Origin of the sequence: Methanosarcina spelaei, from assembly GCF_002287235.1 — an archaeon.
Lineage (GTDB): Archaea > Halobacteriota > Methanosarcinia > Methanosarcinales > Methanosarcinaceae > Methanosarcina > Methanosarcina spelaei.
Window position 1 is genome coordinate 26261 of sequence record NZ_LMVP01000090.1, and the last position, 20178, is coordinate 46438.

Consider the following 20178-nt stretch of genomic DNA (forward strand, 5'->3'; position numbering starts at 1 on the left):
TAGATAAATTATATATACTATAAAATAGGAAATAGGTTACTGTATTCCGTAAATATAAATCATGTTATGCTCTGTTGAACATAACACATTTGAAGCAAATACAGGAGGTATGGAACTGAAGTAAGCTATACAGAAGAATTTCGTTGCCTGTTAGAAACTCAATAGTTGCTTAAAATCGAATGCTGAAGAAAGTGAATTTTGATACGGTTGTAATAAATCTTTGAGGAATATCAATGACCAGAAAAATTGCTTTTTATGGAAAAGGTGGAATCGGAAAATCCACCACTCAACAAAATACTGCAGCTGCTATGGCATATTACCATGGCAAAAATGTTTTCATCCACGGTTGTGACCCAAAAGCGGACTGCACTCGTTTAGTACTTGGAGGCGTGCCCCAAACCACGATAATGGACACGCTTAGGGATGTAGGGGAGGAATCTGTAACAATTGAAAATGTGGTCAATACCGGTTTCAACGGCATCAGGTGCGTCGAATCCGGTGGCCCAGAACCTGGCGTTGGCTGTGCTGGTAGGGGGGTTATTACTGCAATAAATCTTATGGAGGAGTTGGGAGTTTATTCTGAGGATCTGGACTTTGTTCACTTCGATGTACTGGGTGATGTTGTCTGCGGTGGTTTTGCAATGCCTATTCGAGAAGGAAAAGCCCAGGAGGTGTATATAGTTGCTTCTGGAGAAATGATGGCGACTTATGCAGCAAATAACATCTGTAAGGGTTTACTCAAGTATGCCGAACAAAGTGGCGTGAGGTTGGGAGGGATTATTTGCAATAGCCGTAAGGTCGATAATGAGCTTGAAATGATGGAAGAGTTCGTATCCGAACTTGGAACACAACTGATACATTTTGTACCTCGAGACAACATTGTTCAAAAAGCTGAGTTCAATAAAAAAACTGTTGTGGAGTACGATCCCGAATGCAATCAAGCACTTGAATACGGGAAACTCGCCAAGAAAATCTTGGAGAACGATATGTTCGTGATCCCTAAACCATTAAGTATGGATCAGCTGGAGAAAATGGTAGAAAGGTATGGTCTTATGGATTAATTCAAAGCATTCCGAATAAAAAAATTGTACTTAAAAAATACCTTCGAAAAAAATAATCACAAACTTCATAAGCTGGGTATTACCCCTTCAAAATGATTCTGGTAGAAATAAGATAAGGGGTACCTGGCAGATACCAATTACTTTAAATTAAGAATAGTTTGGTAAGAAAAAGATGGATATCTGAATTTAAGTTTCAGGGTGTATGATCCCGATGTGTAAGATTAAGATGAATATTTCTGCATGAACATGCAACTTTCCGCTGGAACGAAATCCTGTACTAATCAGTGCAGAATTCTTCAATTATATTTTGTTTTTCACTTAATTTCCAAAAATACGGTCTCATCCTTACAACAACCGAACAGGACAAGAAGTCGATGAATATTCAACCATATAATTTTACACAACAAAAAAACATAAGGATAGGGTGTTCTCTGATGGATCAAGTTCGTTATACGCAAAGAAATTGTACAGACAAAGAGAAAATAAATAATTTTCTTTTGCATGAAAGAACAGGTGTGCTGGGAATGGTAAGTGATACTTTTCCTTATGCTATTCCAATGAATTATGTGTGGCACAAAGGTTCAATTTACTTTCATGGTATGGGTTCTGGCAAAAAGGAAGATATTCTTTCCCAAAGTCCGCATGTTTGTTTTACAATATATAAGGAGCATGGTACCGTAATTGATCCTATGCCCTGCCATGCTGATACGGCATATATGAGCGTAATGCTTTTTGGAAAGGCAGAAAAAGTAACCGACTTCGAAGAAGCCGCTGAAGCTCTTCAGAGACTGGTCGATAAATATATGCCGGGGTATTACAGTAACTCTCTAACTAGCAATTTTATTAAAAAGTATCGTTCTTCACTTGATGAAAACCCGGTTTCGGTATATAGAATAACGCTGGCAGGAATGACAGCTAAAGAAAACTCAGTAGAATCTGAACAACTATTCAACTTGGAAATATCTTAATTCTACAGTAGTTACATGAAATGAGGCCTTTTGGGGGAAAGTCCCAAAAACGCCTTTTCATAGTCTTTTCATAGTCTTTTCATAGTCTTTTCATAGTCTTTTCATAGTCTTTTCATTGCGATCCTTATTAAGAGAAGTGAAATCTGATATCGATATGCTGACATTCACAGGGTTTATACATTTACTATTCTGAGAGTCTTTTTGTTCGGCAATTGATTCACAGTTTCATATTTCGGCATATATTGTAATAAAAACCAAGTTCAAATATTGAACTCGTTTTTTGGTTATTATCTTTCACAACTGCAATTTTCAAGATAGTTCCTCCTATCATACTACAATATTAGTTTTCACCTGAGGTTGAAACAGTTGTCTCTTTCAAAGAATATCTACTAACTTGCATAATTTAGAGACCAATTCTTAAGTAAAACAATGGCAATTCTACTAAAGTTTCTATTGAAGGAGAGTAAAATAAAAAAGATAGCTAATTAAAGCTTCAGGGATGCACCCCTGCATCTGTTTGTTTCGCCAAAGAATGAAAGAACGAAATATTTATCATTTGCAATCGGATGCATACCATTGTGGCTTTATATTTGTATATTTTTTAATTGACTCTACCGGAACTAATTAACACTGTGAACTGGCAGAATCTGATAAAATAACAACTGAGTATTACATATTTAATTGGTTAAAGTTTTTAGTCACCAAATAAGCTTTACCATACATTCAATATCCACTCCCTATCCTTTTTGTATTCCATATCGGTGAAAAGTGTGTTTGCCATCTGTTCAGCGAGCCATATAGCGCCTTCATATCCAACAACTGGATGGCGGTACAATCCTGCACGATCGAAAGTAGGAAAACCCACACGTACCATAGGGATATTGTTGTCAATAGCAGTCCAGCGACCCTTGGAATGCCCCAGGATAAGATCAAGTTTAATTTCCTTATCCTTGATCCTCCTTTCAAGTTCCCACAGATCTGCATTCATAACAATTTCCATATCAAAATCTACTTTTTCCTGGAATGCTTTGATGCGCGGATCGCCCTTATACGTGTTATTGTCATCGCCAAGAAGAAGAAGCACGGGTTTCATCTCCATATCGAGACAGAATTCAGCAAGGCCTATGACTAGGTCTGGGTTTCCGTAAATGGCAACCCTCTTGTCGGCAAAAAACATGTGGGTAAGGTCCGTAATTGCATCGATTGCAATTCCCCTCTCACGAACAAGTGATTCGGGAATCGGTTTTCCGGTCATTTTTTTCAAATTCTGCAGGAAGGTATCCGTATTACGGATTCCGATCGGAGTTGGTCCTATTATTGCAGGAACATCGAACTCGCTTTCTAGATATCGAGCGGCTTTCGCACCCTCATACTTATTCAATGCAATTGTTCCCATTGCGTCCGCAGTTCCGGTCAGATCTTCTATCGTCGTACTGCCATGGGCAAATCCACTTTTATCCGGCATCAAAGGAGAATCAAAGCTTTCGATTTCGAAGAGGACTGTTGCATCTATATCCATTGCTGACAGAAGGTGCTTGAGTGCTGTAACATCTCCGGGATTGACCCATCCGGTGATTAGATTGATTTTTCCATTAGGTTTATCTTTTTTTGCAAACGCCTTTACTATATCATGGACTGCCACATCATATCCGGTCACCATACTTCCTTTAAAACTTGGAGTGTGGATTGGAATAAGGTGTACTTCCCGATCTGCATATTTTTCTTTCAAAAGCTTTTTGTTTAGTTTCCGAATGAGACCGTCAATATCATCGCCGATGACTTCCGTCGAGCACGTCGTGATGATCGGTACGACCTTCACATGTGGATACCTCATCAAAAGAACATCTACAGCCTCCTCTACTCTATTAAGAGCCCCAAACACCGCACCGTCCTCGTGAAGAGATGAAGATGCAAGCTCGAAGCTATCCTTGAAATGCTGTGCGAATAGCATACGAACGAACATTACGCATCCCTGTCCCCCATGAACGATAGCGATACAGTCCTTTATTCCTATACTGGCATATTGTGCTCCACAGGGTTGGCATGTGAATATGGGGTTGATAATTCCTGGACGCTCTCGTTGTTTTAGTTCACAAGACATGATATTTCCTCTTACTTAATAAATTGGGTTAGTGAGTTCTTGATTAAGTGACCCATTGATAGTTAAGTAATCTATACGCCCCTTAAGCCCCTGCATAAGCAGTTTGATATCTTTTTTGTCCATTATGCCTAACCATGGGCACGTTTTTTTGAACCCATTTGCTAAATACACAGCATCTACCCAATAGCACCTATCTGAAGGTGTGCTGAGATTAACAGGTTCGTCGCACAATAACTGCATGGTTTTTGTAAGAATCTCTTCGTTTTGTCTCTCTCTGTCCCAGGCACGTGAGTGAAACTGCCACAGGCACCATTTCATAATAAAATCTGCAAGCTGCTCTACCCTGTCTTTCATAACATCATCCATTAATGACCTCACCTTCCTCTATTATACCATGCCAAGCTGTTGCTGTGATTCAAGCTTTGGATATTTTTTTCCACGCAATTTTGTAACAATATCCCATTCGCCGGTATACGGTCTTTCCTCGATTGGGGTAGTCCCATCCCCAATAATATTCACGTCAGAAATCATCTGTCTGGTCATGAATCCTTTATCAGTGGGAATTTCATCCTTACTTATGTCCAGTCCAGAAAGCTGGTGAATCGGTGAATATATTGCGTTGTAGAGATCTCTAGCAAGCCTGACCCATCCTTCAAATCCTTTATATGGGCCATTGTCATATGCATGAATATTGAGATATGGGACCCTCATCTTTTTGGAAACTTCTCCCGGACGAACACCTGTAAGGACACAATCGGGTTGTAACATCTCCATGGCTTCAAGTCCTTCAAGTTCGTTAGGATCGTCAATTGCAAGTGCTCCTTCACTGCACCGAGCAACGCCTTTTTCGAAGTCTCCCTGATGACCGAATTTTGAATACACTGAGACAACTTTAACTCCCATTTCCTCTTCAATTACATGTGCCCAATGCCAGAGTTTGGAGCCACCAGGCCAGAGACAAATTTTTTTTCCTTTCAGACGTTTAGCATACCAGTTGAGTTCTGGCCTCCATCTGGCAGTTTCGTCGTCTATAATAGCCTGTGCTTCTTTTTCAAGTCCGAAAAACATAGCTACTTTCATTAGTGAAGCTGAGAGTGGTTCAAAACCAAACCCATCAATATCAAGACGTGGAATCCCATATCTTTTTCTGAGTTCATTACAGATGTATTCGGAAGACCGTGCACATTCAAGCACGTTGAGATGGGCTAGGTGCATACCTCTAAGGTCATCGTAGGACCCATTCCCGGTAAAGGAGGAGAGAACCTGAATCCCCATTCTCTGGAAAAAATCTATCATAATTTCCGAATCACCCTGGATGTTATAGTCACCAACGTAATTGATAACATATTTACTTTTTATTTCAGGTTCAAATGTTCCAACTTTTTGATCTATCCAGGCAATATTGATTTTGTGATGTCCTCCTGACTGGCTCGGTCCTCCGAAACCAGGAGCATTGCAGACGAAAATGTCTACATCTGGCATTTCATCCATCACTTTTTTCGCAACAGCATTTATATCATCCCCGATAAGTGCTGAAGCGCAAGTTTGATAGATACTCATTCTTTTAATATGGGGAAAGGCCTTGAAACAATCAATAATATTCTGTTTAAGCATTTTTTCAGCGCCGAATACGACGTGTTTTTCCTTCATATCCGTTGCAGCGGTATATTTAAGCTGAAAATTGTCGTTATCGCTGATGTAACGCTTAGTATGCCAGGTATCGTAAGTACATCCAACCGGGCCATGGCTCAGATGAATGACATCTTTCATAGGTGAGCCTATAACATGTTTTGCACCACAGAAAGCGCATCCCCTTTCTGAAATCGTCCCAGGAATCGTGTTGAGGTATCCAAGGGGAAGGCAGGACGTCAAGTCTTCACCTGGACCTTTTATAACAGCATGCATTGCCCTGTCGGGAATACATTCGCTACATTTAAACGTGTGATATGGCATGGATTCGTTTCTCCTTATCTTTTATAGAAGGGCACTGTCTCCCTGTTCATCCGTTCTTACCCTAATGGCATCATCAACAGGACAGATGAAAATTCTCCCATCGCCGATTTCACCAGTTTGGTTTACCTTAATAATTGTTTCAACAATTGTGTCAACATCTTCATTACGGGAAACTATGGAAAATAGGCGCTTGGGAATGTATTCCATTCTCCTTCCAGCCTTTATGCTCTGATCCAGAATTTCAGGGCGAATATCAATTTCAAGCTCGGTTGCAATGCCTTTTTGTTTACCTCTTCCAAACACTGGAAGCGCAGTTAAACTAGGAACACCGAGCTTCTCGAGAGCTTCTTTTGTAGGAATAACTTTTTTTGGACGGATAATTGCAATTATTTCTTTCATAATTGCACCCTCCTCAAAGACCTACATCCCCTGTGCGTATCGTATATGCATTGTCAACGGGGATGACAAAAATTTTACCGTCTCCTTGATGACCGGTGTATGCTTTGTATTTGATAATTTTAGCAACTTCTTCAACATGCTCATCTTTTACAACTAAAATAAGCATGGTTTTAGGAAGCTCATCATAGTGTACTGTTCCGATCGTGATCCCATTTTGTTTTCCACGGCCGAATACGTCTATTTTTGTTAGTGAAACAAATCCCCCTTCTGCAAGCCCTTCTATAACGTCATCAGCGGCTTCAGTACGTATTAAAGCTTTGATCATTTTCATATTAATCCTCCTTTCACCGCCGAACAAACTTTGTCACACGAAACATCATTCGGCGGCAAATGAAGTTTTGTGGTGTACAATGAAGTTTTATGTTTTCTAGTGAATGAAATTGCATTCGTGAGGTTTTGCAATGACATTTAAGTGATCAATCCTTGACCAGATCTTGTGATTACTTTTTCTACGTAATTCATATCAAGAGGCTTTGTGGCAACAAAAGTTTCTTTTCGATAATTTCAAGTGCAAGCTTGTCTCTTCCTTTTTTTTGATTACACAGATTATCATAATCAACAAAAAGATCGGACTTTATTTCTGCAACGTTTTTTTCCGGCATATAGCGAGTTGTCCGAATTTTAATAGTCTTTCAGTGTGTTTTTAACCTTTTTTTGCGCTTTTAACCTCCTTTTGTGCTTTTAACCTCCTTTTGTGCTTTTATCCCGTTATGTTTTTTTAACCATAATATATATTTATAACATAGGAAAACAGTAACCTATTTCCTATTTTATACTATATAAAACTTTTCCACAATATGGGTTTGATATTATTTACTCTTTAGAACATAAACATCGGTGATTTTAAAATTTAATACAAAAGATATACTTAAAAATAAATTATATTTATTACCTAATCAGTATTTTAAGCTTATTTACTGTTATTTTAAAGCAGCTTCTTAATAGAAAAATCTAACAATTTATTATTTGCTCTTTTATCAACGTAATAAATTAGATATGTTTGTGTATACCAATCTCATTCAGACTATTAAGAGTCAAATTGACGACAAAAATTAATGAAAATGAGTAGTTAGTCCGTGCCTATCATCACACTTGAGGTCTTGAACGCTTCATAAACTTAGCTTCCTACTTTTAAATTCAGACTTTCAGCTGTGACGTTTTTGTGATGATACAAGTGATTACCGTTCTTTCAGGCGGTTCTATTACAATTTAAGAGTTTTCCATTCCGAAGATAATGCTTTTAACTTTACTTTTTAAGGCATTGCGTGCGCCTAGTTTCATATTTGATTCTCCGTTCAAAGCAGGAACATAACTTCCGAAAGTTACTATGTAAATTTATCAATATGTGAACCTTGCAAATTTAATAACGTTTATTTCTATATAATCAACTTATATAAAATAATATAATACTTTCACTCAAAAAATTGATGCCGATATGTTTATATTTGAGTTGTAAATCTATTTCTAATACAAGTTCTTCATATAAGTCGTATGAGTTTGAACGAGAAGACAGTTTACTGGTGACAAGCGTGGATCTGAAAATCTACTAACTGGTAAACTACAGCAAAAAACTTGAACACGGTTTTTTTTCTATTGGGATCTGGAAAGTTATGGTCTCTCCTGAATTCCCCCACCCGTCTTCCAGAATGCAGGGAAAAAGGCGTATTCCTGAAAACCTGTTGACATTGAAGTACTAGTTCATAAAAATGGTACAGTGCTGTGAAATTACTGTGCACTGTTCATTGGCATGAAAGTGAACTGTTGTACAGCAAACAGAACAATGTTGAGAGGTCAGTAAAATGCAAGACGAGAAGATACTATCGATTTTTTTTGAAAAATACATCGAAAATACAATATCAAAGTTTTGTTCCGGAGAGCAGTGAGTATGATTCACAAAAACATAGTCTGTCCGGTTTGTGGAGCTGCCTGCGACGATATCCAGATTGAAATTAATGACGGAAAGATTGAAGCGAAAAACGTATGCAAGATGGGAATTTCCAGGTTTAAGGAGATTACAAGTCCCAGACGATTTAAACAACCCCTTCTAAAGTTCGGAGGGAAATTAAGACCGGTTTCCTGGGACGGAGCCCTTCAAATAGCTGCAGACATTCTGACTTCGGCGAAGCGTCCTCTGATTTACATAGGCAGTGAAACTTCCTGTGAAGCATATGAAGTTGGGCTCATGATAGGGGAATATCTTGGCGCAATTGTCGATACAGTCGGTAATGGGGCCATAGTGATGGGAACTCAGGAGGCCGGAAAAGTCGGTGCTACTGAAGGGCAGAAGAAAAACAGGGGAGATCTTATGGTTTACTGGGGAACAAACCCACTTGAATCCATGCCCAGACAGATGTCCAGATATGGGGTTTTTCCCAGAGGTTACTGGACAAAACGCGGGCGTTTTGACAGGACAATCCTTACTGTGGACCCAAGAAAAACACTAACTGCTAAAGCTTCTGACCTTCATGTGCAGCTTAAACCGGATTCAGACTATGAACTAGTAAGTGCACTGTTGACACTTCTACACGGAAGAGTTCCCCATCATTCAGTAGAGGAAATTACAGGAGTTTCCATTCATGTTATGGAAGAGATGCTTGATTTGATGAAGAACTGCAACTTTGGGACTATCTCAGTAGGGGTTGGACTGTCTTCATCTCCTGGGAAGTACAGGAATATCGAAATTGCCATGAACCTTGTGAAAGAGCTGAACAAACATTCTAAATTTTCTCTTGGAATTATCCGCAGTCACTGCAACGCGGCAGGCTTTAGCCAGGTTGCTTCCTACATGTACGGTTACCCCTTCGGGCTTGACTTCATGCGTGGACACCCGCGTTATAACCCTGGAGAATTCACAACCTTAGATTTGCTTCGAGAAAAGGACATAGATGCAGCTTTTGTAATATGTGCCGATCTTTTGAGTCAGATCCCGCCTGACTGTGCAGCTTACCTTGAAGAAATTCCTTTAATCTGCCTGGATACAATTCCCTGTCCAACTACGTCTCTCTCAGACATTGTGCTCCCTGGAGTCATTGACTCTATGGAGTGTGAAGGGACTTTCTACAGGCTTGACGATGTGCCTGTTTATTTTGAACCGTTCCTTGATTCACCGTTTAAATTCACTCAAAGTAACGAAGACACCTTAAAACAGCTTTTTGAAAAAATAAAAGAGAAAAAGAATCAGGATAGTATTTTTCAGGACAGTATTTTTCCGTTTACATACATTGATGATCTTAAAACTCAAAATTGCTCTTCGAGATCTCATATTTCGAGTGGCCAGTTAAGTTTCTGAGAATGGGAAACTCATATTTCGAGTAGCCAGTTAAGTTTCTGAGAATGGGAAATAATTCTAAAACCATTAAGGTTTTAGAATTAAACTGGTTTGAGATAAGTTCTATATTAATTAATTTTCCTGATAAACAAAAGGAGAAATTTGATGATAAAGAATTATAAAGACAAAAATCCGAAAATTTCAAGGACGGTTTTCATTGCGGATTCTGCAGATATAATCGGAGATGTAGAAATTGGAGATTATTCGAGTATATGGTTTAATGCTACGCTTCGAGGGGACCAGAATAAAATAAAAATCGGAAACCGAACAAGTATCCAGGATAATGTAGTAATTCATGTAGATTCTACTAATGAGGTACAAATCGGGGATAATGTCACTATAGGACACGGTGCCGTACTTCATGGTTGCAAAATCGAAAATAATGTAATTATAGGAATGAACTCTACAGTATTGAACGGAGCTGAGATAGGGAAAAATTCCATTGTCGGTGCAAATGCACTGGTTCCTGAAGGAAAAAAATTTCCTGAAAGAAGCCTGATCATTGGAGTTCCCGGGAAAGTAAAAAGAGAACTCGAAGAAGTAGAAATCGAGGCGATATTAAGAAATGCTGAAGAGTATGTAGAACTTACAAAGGAGTACAGGGAAAAGAGTAAAGTTAATGTTTAAGTCAATAGCTTTTCTTTAAGCTTATAACTTAAATATTTGCTTTTTTTGACTCAGTACCAAAATCTAGTGATGGATGTAAAATTCAAAATCACTAGATTTTGTAAATGGTCACCATCCGTGTAATACAACTTAATGATTCAAGTCTTTAGATAGCGAATATTGATTTTGATAAAAACTGGATTCTTCTTGCTAATTCAGATTTTCTATCAAAAATGCAAAAATCACTGGATTTTGGAACAGAGTCCTTTTTTTAGGCTTATAATTTAAATATTCGCTTTTTTTCAGCTTTTAACTTAAAAATCAACGCCCAGGGCAGGATTTGAACCTGCGCTCTCCCAAAGAAGAAACGGTTTTCGAGACCGTCGCCTTACCACTAGACTACCTGGGCATTTTTTAATGTATGTATAATTTCCGGGCGCTGCCCGACGTTTTTGACACAACGTGTTTCAGATGCAGGGTTAGTGAATATACTTTCTTTCTTATATATTTTGTCATAAAAGGAGCTACTTCAAAACTTGAAAAGTAACATCTCAAAAGTCAAAAAGTGAACTCTGGCCTGCATCATCAGGTTCTCCATTATTCGATTTTTGATTTTCCGATCCTTCTTTTTCGGTTTCGCCGGTTTCTTTCCTGGGCCTTTTTTCTCTCTTTTTTTCGGGTTTGCTTGCTTTCTTGGGATTTGTTTTCTCAAGACCTGCAAATGAAAGCTGTCCTGTTTGCCGAATTTCCTCATTTTTCAGGTTTTCGGGAAGCTCAAGCCAGCCGTACTGGCCACCTCCACCTGGATGAATTATGACGTTTCCCTTTCTGAAAGCCAGGATCGCGTTTACTATCCTGTCGTCACCCACAACTTTCAGGTCTTCAGGCTCGGAGTAAATAAGAGCTTTGACTTCATTTCCGAAGCGTTCTATAAGTTTATTCCAGGCCGTTTGTACGCCTTTTGTCTGAACGCTTGCATGGCCGAGTGCCATCTGGATAATCTCGGCAAGAGGGATGAGGTGCAGGTAAGGAGGGCGATAGTCGGGGTGTTTTGGTTCTTTGAAGTCTGCAAGTTCATTAACACGGTCGAAAACCCCTTTCTTTATAATGCCTCCGCAAATAGGGCAGCGCCATTTACTTTCAACGGCTTCGGACAGCGGATACTGGGTAAAACACTTAATACAGGCTGAACGGTTGTATTTTCCTTCTTCGGGAAAGAACCCTACATTCAGAGTAGCTTTATATCCCTGTTCCCTGAGTATTGCTTTTTTCAAGCCATCAAAGGTAATCTCAGGCAAATCAAACTGTGTAAACTCCCTTGCCAGTTTATTGGTAGAAGGAGAATGAGCGTCGGAATTTGAAAGAAATGTCAGACGGTGTAGCTCTTCTATCCGATCTGCATAGTCACTGTCTGCACTCAGGCCAAGTTCCAGAAAAGAAATATAATCTGTCATATCTCCATAACAACTTTTCAAGCTGTCATGATAACCGTAAAGTGCAGTCCAGGGAGTAAAGGCATGACAGGGACCAATAAGGGCTCCAAGGTCTTTTGCAATTTCTGCAATTTCACTGCCATCCAACCTGATACTCGGGCGGCCGTCGGCTTCAAGATTGCCGAAAGGGGCAATGCGCTCGGCCAGTTCTTCAGCTTTTGAAATCGAAGGCAAAATAAGGAGATGATGTACACGGTTGCTGTCTTCTATCTCGGTAGTTGGGATGAAATAAATCTCATCTATGCGGATTTCTTCATCCGAAACAGATACTCTTTTGATCTCTTCTAGCCACTTCGGATGAGTGCAATCTGCAGTACCGATTAATTCCATCCCTTTTTTTGAAGCCTCCCTGGCAATCGTCGGCAGTTCCATTTTTTTGGAAGACGCCATGGAGTACTTTGAATGGAGATGGAGGTCTGTATTGACTTTCATTTCCTTCCCTTTACCGGAAAATCCAACTTTTAGTAATCATTTAATTAGATAGCTTTAGCTAAATTCATCTTTAATTTCTGGTCATCTCTAAGACCATATCATCCTATGTAGCGCAGGTCTTCTTCAGTAGGTTTGACTTCCTGGAATGTCTGTTGCTCTTCTTTTTCCTTTAGCTTCTCAAGGATGCTTTCCATTTCCTCGGCCTTTTTCTCAAGAGACTCCATGTTTACTTCAATCCCGAACATTCTACAGAGCACCTTTAGAAGGGACTGGGCACTTTTAGGATCCATTAAATATCCGGGTGTCATACCCATAAGGCAGGCAGCATCAATACCTCGCATTTCACTGAAAGCCACAAGCAGGCCTGATGCTCCAACTATACCTCCACTGGGTTCGGATTCCCTGAACTCTACCCCATATTCTTTGATTTCTTCGATCAGTTTTGTGTTATTGGCAACCCCAAGGACGGTTTCCTCATAGGTCAGTTTGCCTGTGGGATACCCTCCGAGCGTATAAATCCTCTGCACTCCAAACTCTTCTGCAATGTCGAGATAAAGCGAACAGAGTTCATAGTGTCCCTGTGAAGTTGTACTCTGGTGATCTCCTACAAGGAAAAGGATATCATCCTCTTTTGCTTTTGCGTAGTATATAGTGTTGCTCACAGGACGGACCGTACAGTCTTTATTGACCAGGACTTGAGGTGGAAAATGCGGAGAATAAACCTCTATTATTTTTTCTGCTCCAAGTTCATCCACCAGATGCTCTGCCACTAGCTTGCCTACGAGTCCTACTCCTGGAAGTCCCACTATAAAAATTGGTTTTTTGAGTTCAAGATTTTCTTTCAGGCGGACAAGTGTACTTTGTTGCATAACAATTCCTTATCCTTTCTTTGCCATTCTGCGGTACCTGCCATAAGGGTCCTGAGGAGAAAAGCGAGCCGGATTTGGGGAGGCAACTTTTCCCCCGCAAACCGGACAAATTTCCCTTAAAGTGTACCTGCCGCAGTTTTTGCATTTGCGGATCTTTTGTCCCAAAGGGTATCACGCCTTTGCTGATTCGATATGTCGCTTGAATGTCCCATGTCCGCCAAGTTTGGTAATACTATCAACTGCTGTCTGGGCAGATTTTTTAAGGACTGATTCAGCTTTCTTGTAATCCGGGGCAATTACCTTAATTCGGTATCTTGGAGCCCCCGTGTAACTTATTTCGAGCCTTATGTCTTTTCCATCAACGTCACTTATGGAATTTGCAGCACTGAGGGCTTGCTTTATGACTTCTATGCCGTTTGGAAGGTTACAGGTAAGATCCACATAGCCTGCAATGTCTACAAAAGGCAGTTTGATGTTTTCTCCTGCGATTTTGATTATACTTTTTAAGTATTTTTTATTGATTTTGACTGCTTTGAAGGCTCTCTCCCCTTCGATAGCAGCTTCTTCAAAGGCTGAATATGCACTTCCGAACTCTTCTACGAGTTTTTCGTGCAAATCTTCCAGGTTACTTTCCTCGGTTTTTGTCTCTTCAGCCACGAACTGGAGCCATTTGGCGGCTTTCTGCTCATTTTTCCATTCCTGGATTTTAGCGCGCCTCTGGTGTTCGTTTACGTCTTTCAATGAAAGGTCTATATGGCCGCGGGAAGGGTCCACGTTAAGAACCTTGCAGACTATCTTCTGTCCTTCCCTTACGTAGTCCCTGACGTACTTGACCCAGCCTGCTTTAATTTCGGAGATATGGATAAAACCTTCTCTTCCTCCGAACTCCTCAAGCTCGACATAGGCTCCGAAATCCGTCACATTCTTTACAGTACAGACAACAAATTCTCCGACTTCGGGCCAGTTATCGTTTCCCATTCGCACCACTTCTCAAGTTTTATCTCTTTATTATGTGTTACTCTAGGCTGTAAAGTGCTTTTATCTGTTCGGTTATTCAAGCACTTCCAGAATATGAGTAGTAATTGTCGATTTTCCACCGGTTGGTTCGGCAAGGGTCCTTCCACAGACAACGCAGGTGATTTTACGGCTGGCACTTCCGAATATGATCTGTTCGTTTTCGCAGTCGTTGCACTTTACGCGCAGGAACCTGCTTTTTGGCCTCTGGATATAATCTACCATTTTATCTTACTCCTTGAATTCAAACTTCTTTGCCCTGAAACAGGGTCTCTGGTGGGCTTTTTTACATACTGTGCAGCGGTATCTGAGCCAGATGCGTTTTGTGGGTTTGTCGCCACCGGGCACCTTGGAGAATTTTCCGCTGTTCCCTATGCCTTGTTGCCTCTTCTTCTGTCTTGCAATGTGAGTCATGGATGAAGCTTGACCCTTCTTGACCCTCTCAACCACTATTTCCTGGTGAGTTTTACAGTAAGGGCAGTAACTCCTGAATTTCTTTGGAATCTTCATTCTTTACACCTTTTTAATGATTATTGGTATTCAGCTTACTTTCTCCGGCTTTTGCGGAAAAGCACTATTAATATATGGAATTATACGTATGGCGTTACGTATGGCGTTTAGATCCTGGGAATATCTTATTTGGGAAGCCTTTGATTGGATGAACCTGATATTTTCAGACCTCTTTCTGTCTCGATATTACAATTGGAATCTTCTATCAAGGCGAGGTCACAGAGTCAATTGAATTAACCATTACTGGTTTTTGCTCAAGCTTTTTCTCAAAAAGCCTGATGCCAACAAACTTAAATTATTACTGGTTTTTGCTCAAGCTTTTTCTCAAAAAGCTTGGTGCTAACAAGGTTAAAGTACTACCCGGTTTTTGCTCAAGCTTTTTCTCAAAAAGCTTGGTGCTAACAAGGTTAAGGTACACAAATATAGCTACACATATAAATACTCATACTATTCCCCTGATAGGCTTTCCGACCTTCAAGGTTTGATAGAATCTCCGACACTTTAAACTGTCTGCCATCTTCTTTTTCAAGCTAAAACAAGCTATAAGTCTCAGGGAATTAGTTCCTTCTGGGAAATTGGTCTTTTCCGGTGTCATCCTGCCCGACAATCAGTTTAGCTGCATTCCGCTTTATCAGCCCTGTAGCATTGAGCTGCGGCAAAACAATGACTTCTTCGGCACTGACAGTATAGTTTCGGCCGTCTGCACCTGTGAAGGTCGGGAGATCTTTCAGTATTCGGACAACAACGTATTCATCATTTATATTGTTTTTGTCTGGGACTATTCCTGTTTCCCCTCTAGCTGCAATAACGGGAATCCCTATTTTTGATTCCGGTTCTCCTTTGAAACCGGCAGGGATTTGTCTTTCCACAATTTCAGGCCAGACTGCGGTATTCTCGGAACCAGGGTACAGAATAGGACCTAAAAGTTCGTTTTTTGCGGCTTTAATTCCTTGCAGTACAAGATCATAAAGTCTCTTTTCCACAGGAAGTAATTTTTCGATGTCCTTTGAAATAGGTTTATTTGCATTAGACTGAATTGTTGCTCTGGTTATAACTTTTCCTATCCGTTTCATGAAGATAGTCTCAAGGTCCGAAAGTGCTCTTTCATGTTCATCATGGAGCATCTTGAACTCAGGAGAACGGGAATTACCTAATTTTTCAATTTCTTCTTCAAGTTTCCGGACATATTTCTCAGCCTCCAGGTAAAAATCAGCCGGAATTGTCTTTATTGTTTGGTTTTTTTCCTTATACAGAACCTGGCTGATTTCTTCTATGTCCATACTCAGCAACACCTCTACAAATTAAGTACACTGCTGCATACTCAGGAACTTCCTGTATGCCCTCTTCTACTTTTAAGTCCTTGCCCTTTAACTGTACCGAGAAAGGTTTTATAACTGTTACCTTTACCGGTCTTTCGCCAAAGACAACAGCATCGGTAAGCGGGTCAAACTTCTCTAACTCGGACAAGGCAAGTTTCTTTACCAGCATCCCTGACCCGCCGTGCAATGAGCCCGGCACTCGTATCAAACGTTTGATATCCGCAGTCACTGGTTCGTCAACGCTGGCTCCGAATCTGTGCAGGAAATCTTCAACAGACTCTCTCATAAAATAGGCAGCAATATCCTTAAAGTTTCTGACGTCAAAGTCAAGCCTTCCTTTCTCCAGGATATCCTTTAAGCCATTTTCACTGTTAGAAAGGCTTATTAATTTTTTTACTGTAGTGTCTCCGACTTTCTCGTATTTGCGAAGTTCGGGAAACATATCTTTTTTGTACCTTTTTCCGCATTCGGCTTTCATATAATCCGTAAGATAGAGAGCAATCCTTCTTCCCCAGCCTGAGTCGTGTCCCACAAGTGTGCATTTCAAAGGCACATTTTTCATTCCTTTAAATATCTTTGAGCCAGTCCCGAATTCTCCATCCATAGGGACTTCTTTGAAAAAGTATTTAAAATCAAGATCTCTGCCGCTAAGATAATTTACGATTTCTCTTCTTTCGGCACTTCCAAGCTTCAGGACTTTTGGGCTTCTTACATGGAAATGATATCCTCTTCCTCCGGAGAATACCAGTTCAATCTCCTGCTCCGAAAACCCGAAATCGTCTAAAAGGAAATCCATAAGCTTGAAAGTTTCCTTCTTTACAAGCTCCAGCATATCCGCATAGTTTTTTGGTGCATCTGGAAGGTGGTCTGCATCAAGGTCAAAAATCAATTCCGCTCCTAACCAGTTCTTTTCGTTCATTTTCCGTACGTCAGGGTATTCGTAATATGCAGTTGAATTGTAAACATGCGCAGGAGCCATGCCGTAAAGATAGTCAAGAGTTTCACCAGGTGAGCCGAAAGCCTTGTGCCTGTGCATCATCTTATCAGGCATATCGTCAAAGAAGATAAAAGCCCATTCTCTGTTAGGCAGGTGGTCAGGAAGGCCTATTTCGGCATTTTTGTAATAGTTCTGGAAGCGAGTTTTCAAAAAGCGGGCAGTTCGATTGTCCATGATTTCGGGGCTTCTGGGGTTTTGGATCTTAATTTAGGGATTCTTATGAGGGCATAGGTTAAGGATTCTGACCATATTATGGGGTAGAGACTCTGACCGTGATTATGGTTAAGGAAGTCTGATCAGATTATAGTTTAAGGATTATGACTGGAAGTTCTGACCCGGATTATAGTTTAGTAATTCAATCAAGGGTGTTATAGCTAAGGGTATTATAGCTTAAGGATTTTAATCAGTCTTGTCCAGTGTTTTCGATGGGGAATTTTAATTAATTTTTCGATTTGGGATTTTTAAACTTTAATAACTGATTTAATAAGAAATTCTGGCTGGGTTTTCCTATGAGAAATCAATCTCATATTTTACTTTTGGTTATATGAGTTTTTTTAAAAACGTTTAACAGTCTATTTAAGTTTAGATAATTTTTTATTCTGATGGGATAAGTAAAGATTCTCAATCCAGGTATTTTATGGCAATAAAGTTTAATTTCAACCGAAGCAACAATATGCAACAACCATATCAACAGCAGTATCAATAACCGAAGCAACAATATGCAACAACTGTATCAACAATGATATAATGAGAGTTCTAGAATCTGACATTAAAAGCTAAAAACAAAACTGAAATAGATAAATTGAAATCAAAATCGACAACTAAAAATTAAAATTTTAAATTAATAAACATGAAGTGAACTATAGTTGAAAAATTGTAATGAAAAACAAAAATTGACAAATGAGAATTTTAAAGACGAAAAAAAACAAGAACTAAAAGTGAAAATAGACAAGCAATGATCTAAAATAGAAATTTAGAGGTAAAAACGGACAACTTTTAAACTATAACCAAGGAGTGGGGCTTTTGGGAAATAAGCTGAGTATTAAGAATTACATTAATACGGTTCGATACTACCTGAAAACTGAGGAAAATGAAGAATCATCTATCCTTGAACTGACTGATAATCCGGATGATACTAACAACTTTATCAGCTCTTTTACAGGAATGCAATTTGTACTAATCCCGGCTGGCGAATTCAATATGGGATCACCTTTAGAAGAAAAGGACAGATCAGACTCCGAATCTCCGGTTCATAAAGTAAAAATTAATTCCACTTTTTATCTGGGTAAAGCGGCTGTCACGCAGAGACAGTGGAAAAAAGTAATGGGCAACAATCCTGCATACTGCAAAGGTGAAGACCACCCTGTTGAGATGGTTTCCTGGAGAGACGTTCAGGAGTTTATTACAAAGCTGAATGAAAAGGAAGAAACTGACAAATACCGCTTACCCTCAGAAGCAGAATGGGAATACGCTTGCCGTGCCGGCACACAAACCAGGTGCTTCTTTGGTGAGGATGAGTCAAAACTAGATGAGTATGTCTGGCATGCCGGAAATGCCGGCAATAAGACTCATGTAATTGGCTGCAAGAAACCAAACCCCTGGGGACTTTACGACATTAACGGAAATGTTTGGGAATGGGTACAGGATGAGTGGCACGAGAATTACAATGATGCTCCTTCGGATGGGGGCGCGTGGGAAGATGGAAGTAGCCCTGATCGTATTTCTCGTGGGTGCAGCTGGCTCTGCGATACATGGTTCTGTCGCTCATCCGGTCGTTTCAAGCGCAAAACTGAGAATCGACTTGCTAATCTTGGGTTCCGTCTTTTGAGGGAATTATAACTTTCTTTTTTAAGGAAGCTATAACTCACTTTTTTAAGGGAACTATGATTTTCTTCTTTAAAGGAACATATGATTGCTTCTTTAAAAAAATTATACTTTTTTTACAATTAATGCTTAAACCTTCAAATTATCTTCAAAATTTTTGAGGAACCTCCACTTTTTTCGAGCTTCTTATTTCTTACAAAACAAAAATCTTAAATCATATATCCCCTAAAGAAAACCTAAGTCTTAGATTGTGGAACAGTTGGTGGTAGAATACAGCAAGTTCTCGATAAGTCTAATTTCTCTATTGTACTCACGTCTGAAGACGTTGAAGCTTCTTCGGAATATTGGCAGGAGCAGTGCTGTCAGCTATACAGTTCAATTTGCACGAGTATACCTGACGGCTGGATCGAGCCTTTAAAATCAAACTGTTCTGAAGGAGAAAAAGCCGATCTGGCAACCATTTTCAGCACACTTGCGGTTTTCGGCATAACCGGAAAGGTTTTTGCAGAGGTTATTCTTGAAGCAATGAAAACCTGGCTGGAGTACAGGCCAACTGCCGAAATCGAACTAAAGTGCCCTGACGGAAACACTGTTAAGATTTCAAAATTGCCTCTTACAAAATTGTCTAAATTTTTTGAAGAAAACCCGCAACTATCAGTCTGTGAAGGTCTGAGTAGTTTCATGAGCTCTAATAAATAAATTGCGCATTATCATCATGACTGGCAAAAGATTCGGGCTTGTTATTGGAAATAATTATCCAGATTCTGATAAACAACTGAGGTTTGCAGTAGCTGACGCTCTCGCAATGAAGGAGGTTCTGCTGAATAAGGATGTCTGTGGGTTTGATGAAGTCGAAGAATCAATAGATGATACCTTTGTAGACGCAAGGATCAAAATTGAAAAAATACTGAAAAATGCAAACCGCAATGATCTTGTTTTCATTTACTTTTCCGGTCATGGGAAAAAACATCTAGACAATGGACTGCGTTTGCTATTCAAGGACCACAGAGAAGACTATCCTCTGGCAACTTCGTTAAATTTTGATTATATCAACAGGTGCATGAAATATCCATCACTTAACTCAGTTATTACCTTAGATAGGTTCATATGACCTTTCAATTCTTTAGTTACTGATTTTCATTGTCAGTCTTATTGCTTTTTTCTTTTTCATATAATTTTATTATCTCTACATATTCCTGAACTACATCTATGGGAAGTCCTGTAAGGAATGCCATGTCCCACTC

The 20178-nt window shown here is 39.7% G+C and carries 20 protein-coding genes and 1 tRNA gene; 6 read left to right on the forward strand and 15 right to left on the reverse strand.

Features of this window, described 5'->3' with window-relative positions; all coding sequences use genetic code 11:
• Positions 1–233: 233 nt before the first annotated feature.
• On the forward strand, positions 234–1061 hold the full coding sequence (nifH, locus tag ASJ81_RS06410) for a nitrogenase iron protein (RefSeq protein ID WP_048107862.1): 828 nt from the start codon (positions 234–236) through the stop codon (positions 1059–1061).
• 374 nt (positions 1062–1435) lie between these two features.
• Positions 1436–2029 carry a pyridoxamine 5'-phosphate oxidase family protein gene (locus ASJ81_RS06415; protein ID WP_245859866.1) on the forward strand — a complete coding sequence of 198 codons (594 nt, stop codon included), beginning with the start codon at positions 1436–1438 and terminating at the stop codon, positions 2027–2029.
• Between the two features lie 712 nt (positions 2030–2741).
• Here the strand turns inward: ASJ81_RS06415 and anfK are convergent.
• Genes anfK through ASJ81_RS06440 form a run of 5 tightly spaced genes read right to left on the reverse strand, consistent with a single transcriptional unit; the run spans position 2742 to position 6813 of the window.
• Complete coding sequence (gene anfK / locus ASJ81_RS06420) at positions 2742–4130, reverse strand: Fe-only nitrogenase subunit beta (RefSeq protein WP_095643760.1); 1389 nt, start codon at positions 4128–4130, stop codon at positions 2742–2744.
• 15 nt (positions 4131–4145) lie between these two features.
• Positions 4146–4496: a Fe-only nitrogenase subunit delta gene (anfG, locus tag ASJ81_RS06425; RefSeq protein WP_095643761.1), complete on the reverse strand. Its 351-nt coding sequence runs from the start codon at positions 4494–4496 to the stop codon at positions 4146–4148.
• 21 nt (positions 4497–4517) lie between these two features.
• Positions 4518–6083: a nitrogenase iron-iron protein, alpha chain gene (gene anfD / locus ASJ81_RS06430; protein ID WP_095643762.1), complete on the reverse strand. Its 1566-nt coding sequence runs from the start codon at positions 6081–6083 to the stop codon at positions 4518–4520.
• A gap of 21 nt (positions 6084–6104) precedes the next feature.
• Complete coding sequence (locus ASJ81_RS06435; RefSeq protein WP_095643763.1) at positions 6105–6482, reverse strand: P-II family nitrogen regulator; 378 nt, start codon at positions 6480–6482, stop codon at positions 6105–6107.
• 13 nt (positions 6483–6495) lie between these two features.
• Entirely contained in the window at positions 6496–6813 is a 318-nt protein-coding gene (locus ASJ81_RS06440; RefSeq protein ID WP_095643764.1) for a P-II family nitrogen regulator, read from the reverse strand.
• A 1614-nt stretch (positions 6814–8427) separates the two neighbouring features.
• Here ASJ81_RS06440 and ASJ81_RS06445 point away from each other — a divergent pair.
• Both ASJ81_RS06445 and ASJ81_RS06450 read left to right on the forward strand, forming a co-directional pair.
• A complete protein-coding gene (locus ASJ81_RS06445; RefSeq protein ID WP_095643765.1) occupies positions 8428–9831 on the forward strand; it encodes a formylmethanofuran dehydrogenase subunit B in 1404 nt (467 codons plus the stop codon).
• A 144-nt stretch (positions 9832–9975) separates the two neighbouring features.
• A complete protein-coding gene (locus tag ASJ81_RS06450; RefSeq protein WP_095643766.1) occupies positions 9976–10497 on the forward strand; it encodes a gamma carbonic anhydrase family protein in 522 nt (173 codons plus the stop codon).
• Between the two features lie 304 nt (positions 10498–10801).
• Here the strand turns inward: ASJ81_RS06450 and ASJ81_RS06455 are convergent.
• The 9 genes from ASJ81_RS06455 to priS form a co-directional block, all read right to left on the reverse strand.
• Positions 10802–10885: transfer RNA gene (locus ASJ81_RS06455), tRNA-Ser, on the reverse strand.
• A gap of 142 nt (positions 10886–11027) precedes the next feature.
• Entirely contained in the window at positions 11028–12401 is a 1374-nt protein-coding gene (locus ASJ81_RS06460; RefSeq protein ID WP_095643767.1) for a TIGR00375 family protein, read from the reverse strand.
• 98 nt (positions 12402–12499) lie between these two features.
• A complete protein-coding gene (locus tag ASJ81_RS06465; protein ID WP_095643768.1) occupies positions 12500–13270 on the reverse strand; it encodes a proteasome assembly chaperone family protein in 771 nt (256 codons plus the stop codon).
• Positions 13271–13279: 9 nt separating this feature from the next.
• Complete coding sequence (locus tag ASJ81_RS06470) at positions 13280–13435, reverse strand: RNA-protein complex protein Nop10 (RefSeq protein ID WP_095643769.1); 156 nt, start codon at positions 13433–13435, stop codon at positions 13280–13282.
• 6 nt (positions 13436–13441) lie between these two features.
• Complete coding sequence (locus tag ASJ81_RS06475) at positions 13442–14248, reverse strand: translation initiation factor IF-2 subunit alpha (RefSeq protein ID WP_095643770.1); 807 nt, start codon at positions 14246–14248, stop codon at positions 13442–13444.
• A 72-nt stretch (positions 14249–14320) separates the two neighbouring features.
• Positions 14321–14509, reverse strand: a complete 189-nt coding sequence (locus tag ASJ81_RS06480) for a 30S ribosomal protein S27e (protein ID WP_011306561.1) — start codon at positions 14507–14509, stop codon at positions 14321–14323.
• Between the two features lie 6 nt (positions 14510–14515).
• Entirely contained in the window at positions 14516–14794 is a 279-nt protein-coding gene (locus ASJ81_RS06485; protein ID WP_095643771.1) for a 50S ribosomal protein L44e, read from the reverse strand.
• Between the two features lie 557 nt (positions 14795–15351).
• Positions 15352–16074 carry a hypothetical protein gene (locus ASJ81_RS06490; protein ID WP_095643772.1) on the reverse strand — a complete coding sequence of 241 codons (723 nt, stop codon included), beginning with the start codon at positions 16072–16074 and terminating at the stop codon, positions 15352–15354.
• Entirely contained in the window at positions 16040–17284 is a 1245-nt protein-coding gene (priS, locus tag ASJ81_RS06495; RefSeq protein WP_095643773.1) for a DNA primase catalytic subunit PriS, read from the reverse strand. Before priS ends, ASJ81_RS06490 begins: the two co-directional genes overlap by 35 nt.
• 840 nt (positions 17285–18124) lie before the next feature.
• Between priS and ASJ81_RS06500 the strand changes: the two genes are divergently transcribed.
• A complete protein-coding gene (locus tag ASJ81_RS06500) occupies positions 18125–18949 on the forward strand; it encodes a formylglycine-generating enzyme family protein (RefSeq protein WP_245859867.1) in 825 nt (274 codons plus the stop codon).
• Between the two features lie 347 nt (positions 18950–19296).
• Here ASJ81_RS06500 and ASJ81_RS06505 read toward each other — a convergent pair whose 3' ends face one another.
• Positions 19297–19617 carry a hypothetical protein gene (locus tag ASJ81_RS06505; RefSeq protein WP_095643774.1) on the reverse strand — a complete coding sequence of 107 codons (321 nt, stop codon included), beginning with the start codon at positions 19615–19617 and terminating at the stop codon, positions 19297–19299.
• A gap of 32 nt (positions 19618–19649) precedes the next feature.
• Here ASJ81_RS06505 and ASJ81_RS06510 point away from each other — a divergent pair, with 32 nt between their 5' ends.
• Positions 19650–20045, forward strand: a complete 396-nt coding sequence (locus tag ASJ81_RS06510) for a caspase family protein (protein ID WP_141241605.1) — start codon at positions 19650–19652, stop codon at positions 20043–20045.
• Positions 20046–20178: the final 133 nt, after the last annotated feature.

Bases quoted from the DNA above. Each gene is read 5' to 3' on its own strand.
- nifH (WP_048107862.1), top strand. From the start codon at position 234: ATGACCAGAAAAATTGCTTTTTATGGAAAAGGTGGAATCGGAAAATCC.
- ASJ81_RS06415 (WP_245859866.1), top strand. From the start codon at position 1,436: ATGAATATTCAACCATATAATTTTACACAACAAAAAAACATAAGGATA.
- anfK (WP_095643760.1), bottom strand. From the start codon at position 4,130: ATGTCTTGTGAACTAAAACAACGAGAGCGTCCAGGAATTATCAACCCC.
- anfG (WP_095643761.1), bottom strand. From the start codon at position 4,496: ATGGATGATGTTATGAAAGACAGGGTAGAGCAGCTTGCAGATTTTATT.
- anfD (WP_095643762.1), bottom strand. From the start codon at position 6,083: ATGCCATATCACACGTTTAAATGTAGCGAATGTATTCCCGACAGGGCA.
- ASJ81_RS06435 (WP_095643763.1), bottom strand. From the start codon at position 6,482: ATGAAAGAAATAATTGCAATTATCCGTCCAAAAAAAGTTATTCCTACA.
- ASJ81_RS06440 (WP_095643764.1), bottom strand. From the start codon at position 6,813: ATGAAAATGATCAAAGCTTTAATACGTACTGAAGCCGCTGATGACGTT.
- ASJ81_RS06445 (WP_095643765.1), top strand. From the start codon at position 8,428: ATGATTCACAAAAACATAGTCTGTCCGGTTTGTGGAGCTGCCTGCGAC.
- ASJ81_RS06450 (WP_095643766.1), top strand. From the start codon at position 9,976: ATGATAAAGAATTATAAAGACAAAAATCCGAAAATTTCAAGGACGGTT.
- ASJ81_RS06460 (WP_095643767.1), bottom strand. From the start codon at position 12,401: ATGAAAGTCAATACAGACCTCCATCTCCATTCAAAGTACTCCATGGCG.
- ASJ81_RS06465 (WP_095643768.1), bottom strand. From the start codon at position 13,270: ATGCAACAAAGTACACTTGTCCGCCTGAAAGAAAATCTTGAACTCAAA.
- ASJ81_RS06475 (WP_095643770.1), bottom strand. From the start codon at position 14,248: ATGGGAAACGATAACTGGCCCGAAGTCGGAGAATTTGTTGTCTGTACT.
- ASJ81_RS06480 (WP_011306561.1), bottom strand. From the start codon at position 14,509: ATGGTAGATTATATCCAGAGGCCAAAAAGCAGGTTCCTGCGCGTAAAG.
- ASJ81_RS06485 (WP_095643771.1), bottom strand. From the start codon at position 14,794: ATGAAGATTCCAAAGAAATTCAGGAGTTACTGCCCTTACTGTAAAACT.
- ASJ81_RS06490 (WP_095643772.1), bottom strand. From the start codon at position 16,074: ATGGACATAGAAGAAATCAGCCAGGTTCTGTATAAGGAAAAAAACCAA.
- priS (WP_095643773.1), bottom strand. From the start codon at position 17,284: ATGGACAATCGAACTGCCCGCTTTTTGAAAACTCGCTTCCAGAACTAT.
- ASJ81_RS06505 (WP_095643774.1), bottom strand. From the start codon at position 19,617: ATGAAACTACTCAGACCTTCACAGACTGATAGTTGCGGGTTTTCTTCA.
- ASJ81_RS06510 (WP_141241605.1), top strand. From the start codon at position 19,650: ATGACTGGCAAAAGATTCGGGCTTGTTATTGGAAATAATTATCCAGAT.